At 35.7% G+C, this 15,324-nt stretch carries 14 protein-coding genes; 5 read left to right on the top strand and 9 right to left on the bottom strand.

Annotated features, from left to right (window positions below; all coding sequences use genetic code 11):
• The first annotated feature begins 20 nt into the window (after positions 1-20).
• Positions 21-947, top strand: coding sequence for a C40 family peptidase (locus H0173_RS04905; RefSeq protein ID WP_221845214.1), 927 nt, complete (start codon positions 21-23; stop codon positions 945-947).
• Between the two features lie 79 nt (positions 948-1,026).
• Here the strand turns inward: H0173_RS04905 and H0173_RS04900 are convergent, their stop codons facing one another.
• From H0173_RS04900 to H0173_RS04880, 5 genes are all read right to left on the bottom strand, one after another.
• Entirely contained in the window at positions 1,027-2,415 is a 1,389-nt protein-coding gene (locus H0173_RS04900) for a Mur ligase family protein (RefSeq protein ID WP_221845212.1), read from the bottom strand.
• Positions 2,416-2,560: 145 nt separating this feature from the next.
• Positions 2,561-3,349, bottom strand: a complete 789-nt coding sequence (locus H0173_RS04895) for a YheC/YheD family protein (RefSeq protein ID WP_221845210.1) — start codon at positions 3,347-3,349, stop codon at positions 2,561-2,563.
• Positions 3,350-3,394: 45 nt separating this feature from the next.
• Positions 3,395-4,699: a YheC/YheD family protein gene (locus H0173_RS04890; RefSeq protein ID WP_221845209.1), complete on the bottom strand. Its 1,305-nt coding sequence runs from the start codon at positions 4,697-4,699 to the stop codon at positions 3,395-3,397.
• Between the two features lie 127 nt (positions 4,700-4,826).
• Positions 4,827-5,273 (bottom strand): hypothetical protein, encoded by a 447-nt coding sequence (locus H0173_RS04885; RefSeq protein ID WP_221845207.1) that lies wholly within the window; start codon positions 5,271-5,273, stop codon positions 4,827-4,829.
• 125 nt (positions 5,274-5,398) lie between these two features.
• On the bottom strand, positions 5,399-6,778 hold the full coding sequence (locus tag H0173_RS04880; RefSeq protein WP_221845205.1) for a UDP-N-acetylmuramoyl-tripeptide--D-alanyl-D-alanine ligase: 1,380 nt from the start codon (positions 6,776-6,778) through the stop codon (positions 5,399-5,401).
• A gap of 230 nt (positions 6,779-7,008) precedes the next feature.
• Between H0173_RS04880 and H0173_RS04875 the strand changes: the two genes are divergently transcribed.
• Positions 7,009-8,232, top strand: a complete 1,224-nt coding sequence (locus tag H0173_RS04875) for an ATP-grasp domain-containing protein (RefSeq protein WP_260631030.1) — start codon at positions 7,009-7,011, stop codon at positions 8,230-8,232.
• A gap of 139 nt (positions 8,233-8,371) precedes the next feature.
• On the opposite strand, the gene H0173_RS04870 is transcribed toward H0173_RS04875, so the two are convergent.
• From H0173_RS04870 to H0173_RS04860, 3 genes are all read right to left on the bottom strand, one after another.
• Positions 8,372-10,549 (bottom strand): YheC/YheD family protein, encoded by a 2,178-nt coding sequence (locus H0173_RS04870; protein WP_221845195.1) that lies wholly within the window; start codon positions 10,547-10,549, stop codon positions 8,372-8,374.
• Between the two features lie 298 nt (positions 10,550-10,847).
• The gene (locus tag H0173_RS04865; RefSeq protein ID WP_221845193.1) at positions 10,848-11,297 is read right to left on the bottom strand and encodes a CotY/CotZ family spore coat protein; all 450 of its coding nucleotides are present in this window, start codon (positions 11,295-11,297) and stop codon (positions 10,848-10,850) included.
• A 131-nt stretch (positions 11,298-11,428) separates the two neighbouring features.
• Positions 11,429-12,652 carry an ATP-grasp domain-containing protein gene (locus H0173_RS04860; protein WP_221845191.1) on the bottom strand — a complete coding sequence of 408 codons (1,224 nt, stop codon included), beginning with the start codon at positions 12,650-12,652 and terminating at the stop codon, positions 11,429-11,431.
• Positions 12,653-12,831: 179 nt separating this feature from the next.
• On the opposite strand from H0173_RS04860, the gene H0173_RS04855 reads away from it, so the two are divergent.
• From H0173_RS04855 to H0173_RS04845, 3 genes are all read left to right on the top strand, one after another.
• Positions 12,832-13,410, top strand: a complete 579-nt coding sequence (locus tag H0173_RS04855) for a TetR/AcrR family transcriptional regulator (protein WP_221845189.1) — start codon at positions 12,832-12,834, stop codon at positions 13,408-13,410.
• 102 nt (positions 13,411-13,512) lie between these two features.
• Positions 13,513-13,863, top strand: coding sequence for a DMT family transporter (locus H0173_RS04850; RefSeq protein ID WP_221845187.1), 351 nt, complete (start codon positions 13,513-13,515; stop codon positions 13,861-13,863).
• Between the two features lies 1 nt (position 13,864).
• Entirely contained in the window at positions 13,865-14,179 is a 315-nt protein-coding gene (locus H0173_RS04845; protein ID WP_221845185.1) for a DMT family transporter, read from the top strand.
• Between the two features lie 82 nt (positions 14,180-14,261).
• Here H0173_RS04845 and H0173_RS04840 read toward each other — a convergent pair whose 3' ends face one another.
• The gene (locus tag H0173_RS04840; RefSeq protein WP_313770606.1) at positions 14,262-15,269 is read right to left on the bottom strand and encodes a CAP domain-containing protein; all 1,008 of its coding nucleotides are present in this window, start codon (positions 15,267-15,269) and stop codon (positions 14,262-14,264) included.
• Positions 15,270-15,324: the final 55 nt, after the last annotated feature.

Raw genomic sequence — 15,324 nt, 5'->3', positions numbered from 1 at the left:
CAAACAACAGGAGGAAACATATGAAAAAGCGTTTAGTTACAACAACACTTGCCGTTGCGCTCGGATTTGGTTCTTTAGGGGCGATTCCAGTTACAAAGCCAATAGAAGCACAAGCAGCTACTATTAATGTTCAGAATAATCAACAAGCTGTAAATGCCAAGGCGGATCAATTAATTAGTTTAGCCAAAAGCTTAATAGGAAAATCGACTTACAGTCAAGCGGAGTATAAGAAAACGTATCCATACAAATTCTCTTGTGCAACTTTCATAAACTATATTTTTGAAAAGAGCGGTGTGGATCTTGCCACATACAATGAGGACTATATGGTGAAGCAAGGGACATACGTTCCAAAAAGTCAATTACAAAAAGGGGATTTAGTATTCTTTAGAAGTAAAACGACTGGAACAGATCCTGACCATGTAGCTATGTATATCGGAGACAATAAGGTAATTCATATGGCTGATCCGAAGCAAAATATTATTATTGCTGATATGAACAGTAAGCCATACTATACACAAAACTACTTTACAGCTAGAAGGGTTCTGCCAACACTTCTGCCGGCTAACCCAGCGACTAAAGGAGATAAAATCGTTACTAGTGCTTATAATCTTGTTGACAAAGCCAAACTGGGCTCTGTAAATGATCCAGGTACGTCAAGATTTACAAAATTAGGTTTCCTAAATTATGTTTACAATCAAAATGGCGTTAACTTAGGTACAACCTCTATTAGTGAATTAATGAAGAAAGGCACAACTGTATCACGTTCTAGCTTAAAGAAAGGTGATATTGTCTTCTTCAGCGGCACAATTGGTTCAAAAACGCCAACTGTTGCAGCAATTTATGCAGGCGACCAAAGACTTATTGTTCCAGACTCAAGCAAAGTAATTACAAGGGTTATCCTATTTGACTGGTACAATCAACGCTTTATTACTGCTAAAAGATTCTAATATTTTCATATATTAAATGAAAGAGGAAGCATTCATAATTGAGGAATGCTTCCTTTTTATACATAATGAAGAGATAGCATTATTGACTTTTCTTTAGACTATTGGCAAAGTCAATCATCGAACGGCTTGACATAGGTCCTTTTATTAATAGGATTGCCCGATCATTAAGAATCGGCTGTAGAATTTTATTAATACCCTCTACATTTGCAAATGTATGAATATTGGCACGGGATCCATCTTTAGTAGCTTGCCTCGCAATTTCTTCTGCCTTTTTTCCAATCGTAATGAGGGTATGAATATTTTTCTTTGCAATCATACTCCCAATTTCTTGGTGATACTTTTTCTCATAGTTACCTAATCTATTAATATCCCCTAGAACAAGAATCACATTCTTGTCCGCTTTAACAGCATCAATCACCTTTAGAGCCGCTTCTATTGATGTAGGGTTATTTGTCCATGTATCATCAATGATGGTACTTCCGCCTATCCCTTTGAAAAATTCTAGATGCCTAGTCATATTTTGATAGGTTGCAAGCCGTGTAATGGCTTTTGTCATATCGAATCCCATTGCACTTACTGCCGCAAGTGCAGCTAGGGCATTATATACTTGGTGTTCCCCATATCCTGGTACAAAAACATCATATGTCTTATTGGAATGGTGTAGAAGAAACTTCATACCATTGTCTGCAAACTTAATTAGACTAGCCCTAAAATCGGCATTACCGCCTACACCGAAATAGATCACCTTTCCTTTAAAAGACCGCAGAGAGATTTTCTTCGTATTGATATCTTCCGCATTTAGTATGAGTGTTCCGCCTTTTTTAATCCCTTCCACGATTTCAGCCTTTGCTCGTATATATCCTTCCAAATTATTACATCCATCTAAATGATGAACCCCAATATTTGTAATAATCCCAATTGTAGGCTGATATATTAAACATTGATGCTTAATATTTCCTGAGTTACCCAAGCCGTGTTCAAAAACGGCTGCATCTGTTTTTTCATCGATCCCCATTAAATAAGGGAATGATCTTCTCGGTTCATTTTTACTGCTCTCAGAAGCCTGGACATTTTTATCCTGGCTTAGTATATGTTTAATCATGTCTTTGGTAGTTGTTTTTCCGCATGTTCCCGTAATTGTAACGACGGGAATTTGAAATAGTCCTCTGTAATATTCGATGAATTTCCAATAGGACTGAACAAGACTTTCTACTCTAATAACCGTCGTTTGCGGCAAGGCCATCTTCAACTCGGTTTCAGGCTTATCAGAAATGACTAGAGAAGGTCCCATTTTATTGATTTGATTCCAGTTAATGTGATCGTCTCTGCTGACAAACATAAGGGAGTGGCGATTTTTTAAATCATGCCGGTTATAGTAAATAGCATCTCGTACTTTCCAATTCTCTGAACCGCTAATTAATATTCCTTGAAGTAATGTTCTAATATCTTTAACTAGCAATGGTTGCAAACAGATTCCTCCTTTCCTGTATATAGTATGAAAGCAAGTTATTAAGCGTATGGGTATTATCGAGGAATATACCATAACCTACATAAGAAGAGGCAGCTTACTAAGATTAATCTTATAAAAGTAAATTATTTACAAGTGAAATAATTTAAATATCAGGTTTTATTTGCTTCTGCAGTTTCCGATTGTGGACAATTCGTTTCCATGGCTCTTTATTTTCAATTTCTGCAAAGCCTCCAATGCCTGGTGTTGTATTAACCTCAAATAATACGATTTCTCCATTTGTATTTATTCCAAAATCAATGCCGTATTCCCTGCGTGGGAAATGGGCTGCAATGACTTTAGAGGCTTGAATTGAAATATCATGTAAGGCTGTGATCACTTCATTTTTTCTTTCTTTATTCATCTTTAAGTGAATGATCAAAAGATCATGGACTGATAGAACTTTAGATCCTCGGTGAGAATTTACTATGCCGGTATTATATGCTTCTTTCAGTCCAAGGTTTCCGTACATTCCCCCAACAACCCATTTATTGTTTAATATTTGGGTATGGACTCGAATGATAAATGGCTGTCCATGACTTGTAACACTGTTGATTCCCTCTTGAATAATGTAGGTGCCGCTTAATCTCCCAAACTGCAAAAATGGATGTAAAACTCGATGAAATTCATCGATACTTTTGATAGACTTTTCTATTCGTTCACCTTGAACGGTATACCCATTAAAATGAAAAGAATTGTGATCCTTTTTATAAATTTTAAAAATAGCTCTCCCTTGACCTGTTGAATCATGCTTCACGTATACATAATTAAAACGATTTAAAAAATCTAATAGCTGATCTTGGCTATAAATGGCTGCTTCGGGAATGTAATTTACTGTTAATGGGTCCTGACTCAAAAAGAGATGCTGTTTCCACTTTCCTAGAAGATTTTTCAAAAAATACACCTCGCTATATAAAAATCAATATTTGAACAGGGGATATTATTCTTTTTTTCTCTTTGCTTGCGATATATTTTGATACATGGATTTATCCTCCAGCTCATAAAACATCGAAAGATCAGGCTTAAAGTTTGCTTCGATAATCCAAATATCACCATCTCGGGACATTCCAATGTCAAATCCGATAATATAACTATCAGGATAGCTTTTTTCAAGCTGTTCAGAAGCTAGTTTGCAAATTTCGTCTATTCTTGATTTCAGGGAGTCAAAGTTTAAATCAGTTAAATTTGATTGATTAAACGCATCCTCTAGTGATAAAAGTTTTTGAGCTGCGTTAGTAACAATAAAGCCATTACCGGCAACCTTTACAAGTTTACCTGTTACTTTCCATTCGGAATCCTTTTTTTGCGTAAGAACTCTAATATCAATTGGGCATTCATTAATCAATGCTAAAGGCAATCTTTCCTGGATAATGTAATATTTTTTAGACAGAAAATACTCATTTAAATATTGAAAAGCCTCTTCTATACTTTGCATTGTGATCTTCCTTATACCAGAGTGAATTTCATAAGAAAGATCATCATTAGCAGTAATTTGTACAATGCCTAGTCCATGTTGTCCATCATATGGTTTGATCATCACTTTATTATATTTCGATAGAAATTGATTAAAGCTCACCTTCGTTAGCAAATCTGTAGCGGGTATAAATGGATTAATCGCTTTATTGGCAGAAAGAGAAAGAAACTGACTCCATTTACTTCTAGAAAAATGAATAAAGCTGTCTTTAATCCAAATACCGCCTTTTAAGTCATACAGAATTTCAATGACAACCGTACGGCAGTTAGGGTAGGACTGACCAAGCTTTTCCGCAGCTAAATATGAAAGCTTCCAAATCATTAGCATGAAATACATATAAAAAAATTTACTTATGCTGGAACGGTTCATTTCTGTTTTAGAAATAAGCTGCCAATCGGCATGTTTTGTTTGTCTGTGGAGTGTAACATAATAGTGAAAAGGGCTTTTTGAGGAAAATAAAATGGTTATGTTTGGTTGAATTACATAATATGCATTTTTTAGTTCATAAGTTTTTAGATATTGATAAAGATCATCTTTAGTAAAGCTTGAAGTTATGTTTGGATTTGATAGAATCCTAAACTGATTACGAGTAGAAGTAATGGAAATTTCCTCGGGTCCAAGAAGGGGCTTGATGACAAAGGACTTACATGTATCCGCAAATTTATTAAAGGACCCCTCTGAAAAAAGTTCTGTTTCTAACAAATGTTTTCTAAGTTTTTTTTTTGAAGACAATATTCTATATTGGCCTATTCGTCCTACAATAGCCCTCATATTTCCTTCATCTCCCTTTATTTTTAGGGGATAACTAGTGTATCTTATTCAAGCTTGCTTGTTTTCTATTGGACATTGTTGAAAAATAATAAAAACTCTCGGCTTATTTTGCCGAGAGTATAGGCTGCTAAAGTTCTTGACAGCCTAATGCAATTATCGAGCCTTGGGGAACTGGAGCCGCACCATTTTGATTAAAGAAGCAAGTGATGACAAAGGATTGTACTATATCGTTCGCCGCTGATGCTACTTGGTCTCTAAACACTGCTTTAAAGTTAAAGACCTCTGTACCGCAATTAATTGTACCCGTACCAGTTACTGTGACTACGCAATTCTGTCCTTCTTCTTTACACTCGACATTCGTAATAGCATTAGCTGTAAATGTGAAGTTGTTTACACCAGGAGTTTCTGTATCAATAAATTGCAAGGACAGAGTAGATGAACTAAGTGTAGTAACACAGACATCAGCAAGGTAAATTAAGTCCCCTCTAACTGTTCCTCTCTGGTTCTCAAATTTAACATTATTATTATCTGATTCAGCATTTACTCTTACCCCACAAGGACATATAACACCCATTTATATCCCTCCTTTCATATTAGGATGATTTAATATATTGATAATAGTAGGATTGTGGCACCATGTTTGTCCTAAATCTCAAAACTCCGTAAAAATAATTAACAACATAGAGTTTTGTTTAGGAGCTATGTCTTAGCTCGTAATTTTATAGCCAATTCATATACTTCTTTAATGTACATATCCCCTTTGATGAGGACGATTGTATTTTTATCTAACATCTTCTTTATCAGATTTACTACTAGAATAGAATTATTAAATGAATATAGCTTTGCATTTGACCCACTTTTCACAGCGTGTTCACCCATAATTCTCGCTAGTTCTCCAATGGTAATAAGAACATCTACATCTTGACGGGCGATCATCTCTCCAGTTTTTTCATGAATTATATAGCCCCAAGCACCTAAATCCGTCATTCCTCCTAAGACAGCTATCTTTTTCTTGCCTTTGCCAATTTCACTTAACACTTTGAGTCCAGCTTCTAATGATGTAGAAGTCATGCTCCATGTATCATCAAGAATCGTTGAGCCATTTATTCCTTCAAATACTTGAAGCTGTTTATTAAACTTTTTAAATGACCTCAAACGCTCAGCCGATCTTGCTGGATTTATGCCTAGTTCATTAGCTGCTGCAATAGCGGCTAGTGCATTATAGACTTGATGCTCACCAAACCCGGGGACAAACACAGGATAATGTTCTTGTTTATACCGTAAATTAAATTGCATACCGTTTTTATCATATTTAATATTCTCTGCTTTATAATGGCAGGCTGTGCTTTTTCCAACCTCTATGATTTTTCCTGAAAAGCTCTTCATATTTATTTTTCTTGTATTCTCATCTTCGCTATTAATGATAAGAACACCCGAAGGATCAATAATGTCTACGATTTCTCCCTTTGCTTGAATATAGGCTTCAGGCGTTTTGCAATAGTTCAAGTGGTGAGCTCCGATATTAGTAATAATTCCGATTGTCGGCTTATAATATTCTCCAGCCCTTAAAATGTCTCCCGGCGCACCAACTGCTGTTTCAAAAACTGCTGCTTCAGTTGAGTCATCAATACCGAGGAGATATTGTAAGTGAGCAGTTCGTGAGTTGCTTGAATTTACTGTACTTGTGATGTTTTTAGCTGCTGAAAGAATATGTTTAATCATTTCTTTTGTTGTCGACTTACCCGATGTTCCTGTAATAGCAACAATCGGGATTTGAAACTGGCTGCGGTAGTATTTGACGAATTCCCAATAAGCCTTTCCGGTATCTTTGACTTTGATGATCGTCAAATTTTCTAATTGTTCATTTTTGCTATAATCCATATGCGTTACAACAACTAAGGGGAAAAATTTCTTTAATTTATCCCAACTAACAATCCTTCCCTCAGTAAATAATATTGTATTTTTTTTTCGAACTTGTTTAAGTCGGTAAGCGCCGTAATGAACAATCGTTTGGTCAGACCCTTGGATTAATGTACCTGATAGAATTTGTCTTATTTGCCTTACCGATAATGGCTTCATCTATAACGCTCCTTTCTCACTAAATATTGTATGATTCCTTTTGGTCTTCGCTTGTACAGTTAACCAGAAAATTTATTTTGCAACTGGTAAATATGACTCAAATTTAATGACATTCATACAATAAAACATATTCATTAAGATTCATGATAGATAACCATACAAAGTTTGGTCTTTTTCATACACATATAACGAGTTGTTTACATCGATGTTATCTTTGAGGAGTGGACCGTTTGAAAACGATAATCTTTATAGGAACAAATAAATCCGGTTCTAGTAGAGAGGCGATTAGAGCTGCAGAACAACTAGGATATTTCACAGTATTGTTTACAAATAACGAGAAGCAAATAAATCAACGGAAAGAGTATGCCGATGTTCATGAAATGATTTTCATTGACACAAGTAATCTTTCCAAAATGAAAGAGGAAATAAATAAACTTCGTACGAGAGGATTAGAAATAAGTAGTATTCTTAGCTTTGTTGATTCATATGTTCATGTTGCATCCATTCTCTGTGACGAGTTTTGTAAGAGTTATACTTCGTCAAAGGCAATAAAAATTATGGAGAATAAAGAGGATACTAGAGTAGCGTTAGCAGACCAATCTTATACGCCTAAATTTTCGGTTATTAAGCCAGGAGAGAAAATTAATTTTGACACTTTAAATAAGACTCTTACTTATCCTGTCATAATAAAATCATCTAATTCTACAGGATCAAAGGATGTACTTCTAGCAAGAGAAGCAGAACAGGCAGAAAAGCATATTTTAAGGTTACAGGAAAAGAGTGTGGACGAAGCCATTATTATTGAAGAATTTATTGAAGGGGATCAATATCTTGTTGAGGCATTAATTTATAATAATAAGATCCATATTGCAGGTATTATTGAGCAAGAAATTACTCAGGGAAGAAGATTTATTATTACAGGCTACGGTGTATTAGTTAATGTTCCTTACAATCTGAGAAAAGAGATAGAAGAAGTTCTGCAGTCAATCATTTCTAAGCTGGAGATTAAGAATGGAGCACTTCATTTGGAAATGCGCCGATCTAAAAATGGCTGGAAGCTAATTGAAATAAATCCGAGGATCTCCGGTGGAGCCATGAACAAGATGCTTAAAGCAGCGTATGGATATAATTTAGTTGAGGAAACAATAAAATTACATGTAGGTGAGTATCCATCATTAATTCCAAAGCACCAAAAACATGTATTTACCCAGTATCTTATTATCTCGGAAAAAGGAATACTGGAAAAAGTAACAGGAAAGAAAAGAGCTAGAAAGTCACCAGGAGTCATTGAAGTGTATGTAAAGCCAAGAAAAGGAACTAGACTAATTCCTCCATTGTCCATGGGACACAGATATGCATATGTTATCGCTGAAGGCAGAAGTAAAGAGGAAGCAAAAAGAAATGCAAAAAATGCTGCAAACGAAATCAAGTTTCATTTACAAGAAGAAAAATAATGTTTATGATATTTAATTTTAGATATGTAAAGACAAAAGAAGCTTGAGGTACATACCTTTAGCTTCTATTTTTTATTAAATCATATCGAAAAGAATGAAGCCTTCCTCAATATTTGAAGAAGGCCTTGCTTTAAAAATATTATTTAGTTGAGGAGCTAAATGTTTCATCTAAAAACTTTACTGTATCAAACATATTTGTTTTGCTTGCACCTTTAACTAATATCGTATCATCTTTTTTAATTAATTTTATTAAAAGTTCATGCAATGCTTCTTTATTAGTGAAATGGTAAACATTTTTTCGAGGAAATCCTTTCGCGATAGCCTGTTCTCCCATTTCCTCTGTACGGAATCCATAAGTGATTAAAATATCTATGCCCTTTTCACGAATATATTCCCCAACTTTGCGGTATTCTTCTTCTCTTAAATCACCTAGCTCCCTCATTTGACCAATAATGGCTACTTTTCGATGCTTTCCAATGTTGGAGAGGACATCGATGGCTGCTCGCACCCCTTGAGGGTGGGAATGTACAGTATCATCAATTACTTTAATATTATCTTTGCAATCATAGATGGTTAACCTTCTTGGCGGCTTTCTAAAGAGGAGCCCTGCTTTTATTTCCATTGGAGTAAAGCCTAAGTAATCTGCAACAGCTATTGCATTTAGGGCATTATATACATGGTGTTCTCCTAATATTGGAATAAATAGTGAGATTTCCTTTCCTTGAAGCTTCATTTTAAAATTCATTCCATTTTCAGCATATTTTACATCAAAGGCTCTGTAGTTAGCAGCCGTTTTTACCCCTACCGTCAAAATTTTTCCTTTAAATTTCTGTGTTTCTAAATATCTTGAATTTGCATCATCTTTATTTAATATAAGAAGACCATCTTGCTCCATTCCATGAATTAGTTCTGATTTTGCCTGAGCGACTTTTTTAATATCACTATCAAAATTTCCTACATGAGCTAGCCCGATATTTGTCACTATGCTAATATTAGGCTGTATTATGCTGCAATGCTCTGTAATGACTCCCTTATATGCCATTCCATATTCTAAAACAACGGCTTCATGTTTTGAATTAATTTCAGCTGCATGTTTTTTTGTATGCTCCGTTGTATTCCAATAATCTTTAGATTCAAAGATATTCCATTTCTTCGATAGAATCGATGCAAGGAATGCCTTGGAAGTGGTTTTTCCTGCGCTTCCCGTTATAGCGATAATGGGGATCTTTTTCTGTTTCTCTCTATTTTTTTGCTTAATAGCTCTTATTTTTGCCTTTATGGCAGCTTGGTTTTTAGCAAGATACATCGCATATTGAATTGTATTTATAACTACGTCCATTTCTAAATAGAAAGTAGGAGGACAGCCGGGACGCCAATTGACCTCGTAAATCCATATTTTTAAGTTTTGATCTAACCCAATATCTACTCCAATTTCATCAATTACTTCTCCAAATTGGGCCATCTGAAGTTCATCTAAATGTTTAGCAAGCGAAAGGGAAAAATGCTCTAATGTTCTCCTTATATTGAAAGCTTCCTCTTTAAATTCCTGCTCTAGAAATGGATCTAAGTAATTCGTAAATCCTCCATTATTAATATTGGCAATAATAGACCCGTGTGGAGCAACGCGTGGATATATGGCCGTAATAACCCAATTTCCTTCTCCATTTTTTTGTACATGGAGTCTGAAGTCAAATACTTGGCCTGATTTTGTAACGGATTGAATATAGGGCTGAAGGATAAAAGAGCCTGTAGAGAGCATGGATTGGATAAAGTCTTGCAATTGTTGTTTGGAATAATTTTTGGCATTTGAGTCTTTTATTACTTCAAATCCATTCGTCTTTTTGGTAATAAAGTAAATTCCTTTTCCTTTTCTCCCATCAATCGGTTTAAATACAACCTTTTGGAATGCGTCAACATATTTAAAAAATTGATCTGTAGTTTTGATGATTTCTGATGGGATTAAGTAGCTGGAAAACACTTTAGCCTCTTTCAGTCTTTCATTAACATTCCATTTATTACCGATTGAATGAGTAGTGAAGGGAATCACCGCTTTTAACTTCTCAATGATGTCTTTGGACTTTGCTAATTTTTCTGGGCTTCCCGCATTATAAATGACATCCGGAAATGGCATGATCCGTTCTACCCAAGAACCATTTTCATAAACTTGTCCCTTTATGGTTCGATTAACAAAATTCACTGTCCCAGGCGAAAAGTAAAAAAACTTCGCCCCTTCTGCATGAGCAACTGCCGCATAGGCATATGACTTTATTACAGTCTTAGGATCTCTGCGATGGTGTAACATTCCTATCAATGTCATAGAACAATCTCCTTTTTGGCTAATAAGCTTTCCTTGAAGTAAGGGAGTTATTTCAGGGTGAATCCAAATTTGTCTTTCGAATTAGCAACCTATTTACATTACATTCAATGAATGGAACTTTTGAAACGGACAATCGTTTATGTTCCAGCTAATTCTTTGTGACGTTTGAAGGGAAAATGAAGAGAAAGGAAAAAATAAAAGCCAACTCCACTACATTAATCAATGTATATATACTTGCCTAACCTTTATATATACAGGATATTAGTGTAGAGTTGACCCTTTTGATTGCTGCTCGAGATTACCATTTTGGCTCGACAATAATTTTCCGTTTTAAAAGTTCGGTATCAACTAGTTGAACAGCAAAAATTAAGTTTAAATCAACCTCGATAATTGTAGATGTCTTTATTAATTTAATAACATCTTGAACGGCATTTGTAGGATCCCCTTTAAAATCCAGTGGACACAGAACGGACACCCAGGCACGACGGCTTTCCTTATTAATAGAATCAAGTCGAAAATACGATGATTCAAATGATTCACGTTTGCCGGTTTTTTCATTGACTATGAAAACTTTATGTGTAAGTGGTCCGCTTTTTCTTAATAATAGTAAGGGGATTGTATCAACACCTGCAATTTTACCAAGTAAATTTCCGAAGTACTTGGTCGACGAATTTGTTAATAAATCTTGTAATTCCTTTATTTCACTCAGAGCTTCACATATATTATCGAGCTTATCATTGCTCACCATTGTCTTCCTCCCCCCATCTGTCTGTCCTTTATATATAGTATTTGAAGTAAATGGGGACTGTGCTGATTACAAAAAAAATAGACTTGGCCCAAGCACCCAAATTTGTCGGAACATGATCAGAGCAAAAATATTTATGAAAATGGTTCAAGGTAAAACTTAATTTTCTTTGCCGCAGCTAATGCGGTTTCTTTAGCTTGTTTCGGAGACTCTGAAGCTGCAATTACACATGCATACCGATTTCCCATGGAGTAGGGGACAGTAATAATTTTTCCTTTAACAGGTTTAACATAGACGTATTTAACTCCACTATGTTTCCTTGCATGCTCCTCTCCAGTTACCTGCAGCAAGTACCCGCTTCTGCTTATTGTTATATATTTGGCATAGACGTGCTGATGCCTAGTTTGCAAAAAGACAGGCGTTTGTCCCAGGTTCATTTTTACAATTTCCTTGACTAGATTTATGCCCGTCCCTTCCTCAATAATCCGGTTCATTGCTCCCCCGGACATTCTCGGATTTATTTCAACCAGTTTCCATTCGCCCTCTACCTGTTTCATTTCCAAATGACACGAACCGTTTGTTAGTCCAAGCTCTTTAATTATTTCTTCAACACAATTAATTAGCGCATCGTATCTTTCATCATCTAATAAAGCAGGAAAATTATATCCTGTGACAATAAATGTTTTATCTTTTATGATTTCCTGTTCGATCACTCCGGCCCATTGTATGACTCCATCATGCACAACAATCTCAATTAAGTATTGGGGGCCAATTAAATATTCTTCTATTAATATAGGGAGCTTCTGAAATTTTTTTTGTAAGGAAGTAATTCCTCTCTTTAAATCATGTACTGTATCAACAAATAATACATTTTTAGAACCATTGGAATTAGGTATTTTTAATATGAGCGGTAATTTCGATTGATGTTCCTTAACAAATTCGTTAATGGAGGTTCCAGGGCTAAGAACCGTATAAAAAGGGGAGTAAGGAAGGTCTTTTAACTTATGCCGAACTTTAATTTTATTTTCTAGTATGGAGAAGGCTTCTATAGAAATTGAAAATAGACCTAAATTCATTGCGATTTCTGCTGCATAAGAAACATAGGGGTCAATAAAGCTTATACAAGCGCATATTTGTCTCCCCTTATTTTTGAATTCGTTGATTTCCTTTAATACTTTACCCTTATCAAATATATTTTCTAAGAAAACTAAATGATCAACCTCTGGAAATTTTAATGCATTAATTTGCTGAAATTTATTTGTAATCAAGACAACTGAGTAGCCTATCTCTTTTGCAATGGATAGTGCCTCTTTACTGGTACCGAATTGATTACTTCCAATAAAGACAATTGTTTTCATTTATTAACCTTCCTAAGCAAAAAGATTTCTGTATTATATGAAGGAAAAGCCTGACCAGTGAGTAATAATTCTTGTCAAAAGCAAATAAGAAGGAGGGGAAGGTATAGCAGATTTTTGACATTGACTTCATTTTGCTTTAAAATGAATGAAAGTCAGTCATTTGTGAAAGGGAAAGATAGATGAATAAAAAAGAGAAAATTGTTCTTGCGGCCATGGAGGTTTTTAAAGAGAAGGGTATTGAAAAAACGAAAATTTCCGACATTGTGAAGCTTGCTGGAATTGCGCAGGGTACATATTATTTGTATTTTCCTTCCAAACTATCTGTTATGCCGGCTATTGCTGAGGTTATGGTGGAGAAATCGATTGCTTCAGTGAAAAATGAGGTAGATGACAAGGCACCATTTATAGAGCAGCTGGGGCAAATTGTTGAAGCTATCTTTAAGGTAACAAGAGATTATCGGGAAATTCTAGCTCTTATTTATGCTGGGCTTGCATCAACTGATCATATTAAAGAATGGGAAACCGTTTATCAGCCGTTCTATTCCTGGATTAGTGATTTTTTAAGTAAAGCAAAGAATGCTGGTACCATTCGGGAATCAGTTCAAGTGGAGCGAACATCAAAATTATTAATCGGTCTTATTGAAATAGCAGCAGAACAGATTTACCTGTATGACCACCGGCAGGATGATCAAGCCGAAATTCAAAAAGCAGAAGTGCTAGAGTTTTTAAAGCATGCGTTAGGTATTCAGGAAAAGTAGAAATGGCAAATGTTCCGGTCCTTTTCAAGCCAGGAAAATGGGTGTAAAAGGGACTGCTTTATATGAAATGAATGAAAGTCAGTCATCTTAGGAGGGGCAGCAATGAAAAATAAAGCATGGTTTTATGTGTTTTTAACTTGTTTATTTGAATTAATTTGGGTTTATGGATTTAATGAAGCCAGTACTTGGTGGCATTGGGTTATTGTTGTCGGTATTATTTTCATTGATTTTCACTTCCTTCCTAAAGCTTGTGAGACGCTTCCGACAGGTACAGTATATGCTGTTTTTGCAGGGGTAGGTACAGTTGGGACTGTAGTAATGGATGTTTTTTTATTTGGCGGTAATTTCAGTCTAGGGAAGCTGTTGTTTATTACTGTTTTGGTCATCGGAGTCATCGGATTGAATATTGCTGATAACAAGGATGAACAGAGAGCTTCAAAGGAGGCAATTTAAGATGGGGTGGGTTTTTGTGTTTTTTGCAGGCGCAAGTGAAATTGCAGGAGCGATTGGACTAAAATTATATAGCCAGAAAAAGACATTTAGAAATGGCTTATTATATATAGGTGGATTTGGTGCTTCATTTGCATTTTTATATTCTTCGTTTAATTATTTACAAGTGAGCATTGCCTATGCAGTATGGGTTGGAGTTGGAACAGCGGGTGCCGTTTTATTGAATATGCTTTTATTTGGCGAGTCAAAGAGTATTGGACGGATTATCAGTGTAGCTCTAATTGTTACAGGAGTTGTCGGGTTAAAGGCAATTTCATAAAATAGGTGCACAATCGGAAAAGTATATAAGGGTCTCATTAATGGATAATAAGACCCTTTTTAAACTAAAGAATTCCAATTATCTACTTTCCAATGAACATTTGGGTCCAATAATTGCCGTTTTGATCATAACCGATGCCGATGTTGGTAAAATTATTACTTAAGATGTTCTTTCTGTGACCTTCACTATTCATCCAAGCTTGGACCACTTCCTGAGGTGTAGGTTGTCCTTGTGCGATATTTTCACCTGCACTTTTGTAAGTCACACCAAAATCTCTCATCATATCGAACGGTGAACCATAAGTAGGGCTTGTATGTGAGAAGTAATGTTTTTGCTGCATGTCTTCTGATTTCTTTTGAGCTACTCCGCATAATTGAGCATCTGCTTTTAAATCAGGCAAACCATTTTGTCTGCGTTGAGCATTCGTTAAATCAATCACTTGCTGAGCAATCTTACTTATTCCTTGTGCTGCTTGTTTTTGACCTTGTTGCTGATTACCTGTCTTGCCAGTTACATTTTGCTGACTTGGTTGAGCTTGCTTAGGTTGTGCTGCCTGATTTTGTTGCCAGTTAGGAGCTTGCTTAGACGGTGCTGCCTGATTTTGTTGCCAGTCAGGAGCTTGCTTAGACGGTGTTGTCTGATTTTGTTGCCAGTCAGGAGCTTGCTTAGGTTGTGCTGCCTGATTTTGTTGCCAGTTAGGAGCTTGCTTAGGCAGTGCTGCTTGATTTAGCTCCATGTCTGGTGCTTGCTGATAATCTGCTGTTGGATTAGGTTGACCTTGCTGCTGAATAGGTGCTTGGCCATAGTATAGTTGAGCCTGCGGCTCATTAAATTTCCCATCTTCACCAGGATTTAAAGGAACAAACTGAAATCTCGCCTCTTGGACTAATACCGCTTTTGTGTGAGGGTAATTATCACTAGACATCGTTGTTTCCATGCTAGAGAGCTTATGATTGTTGTTATTGTTGTTATTGTTGTTATTGCCTTTTTTGTTCATATGATCATTTTCAGTGCTTAAATTTTTACTGCAAGCAACTAGTCCTAACGTGAGGATAAATGTTAGGAAAAGACCGATCGTCTTTTTTATCACTTGAAAAACCTCCTTTTATTTAAATTCCCTCAAATATATTTTTGATCTTTTTAAA

It is taken from the genome of Bacillus sp. S/N-304-OC-R1, from assembly GCF_019749375.1.
GTDB lineage: Bacteria > Bacillota > Bacilli > Bacillales > Cytobacillaceae > Cytobacillus.
This window is presented reverse-complemented; position numbering and strand designations above follow the sequence as displayed.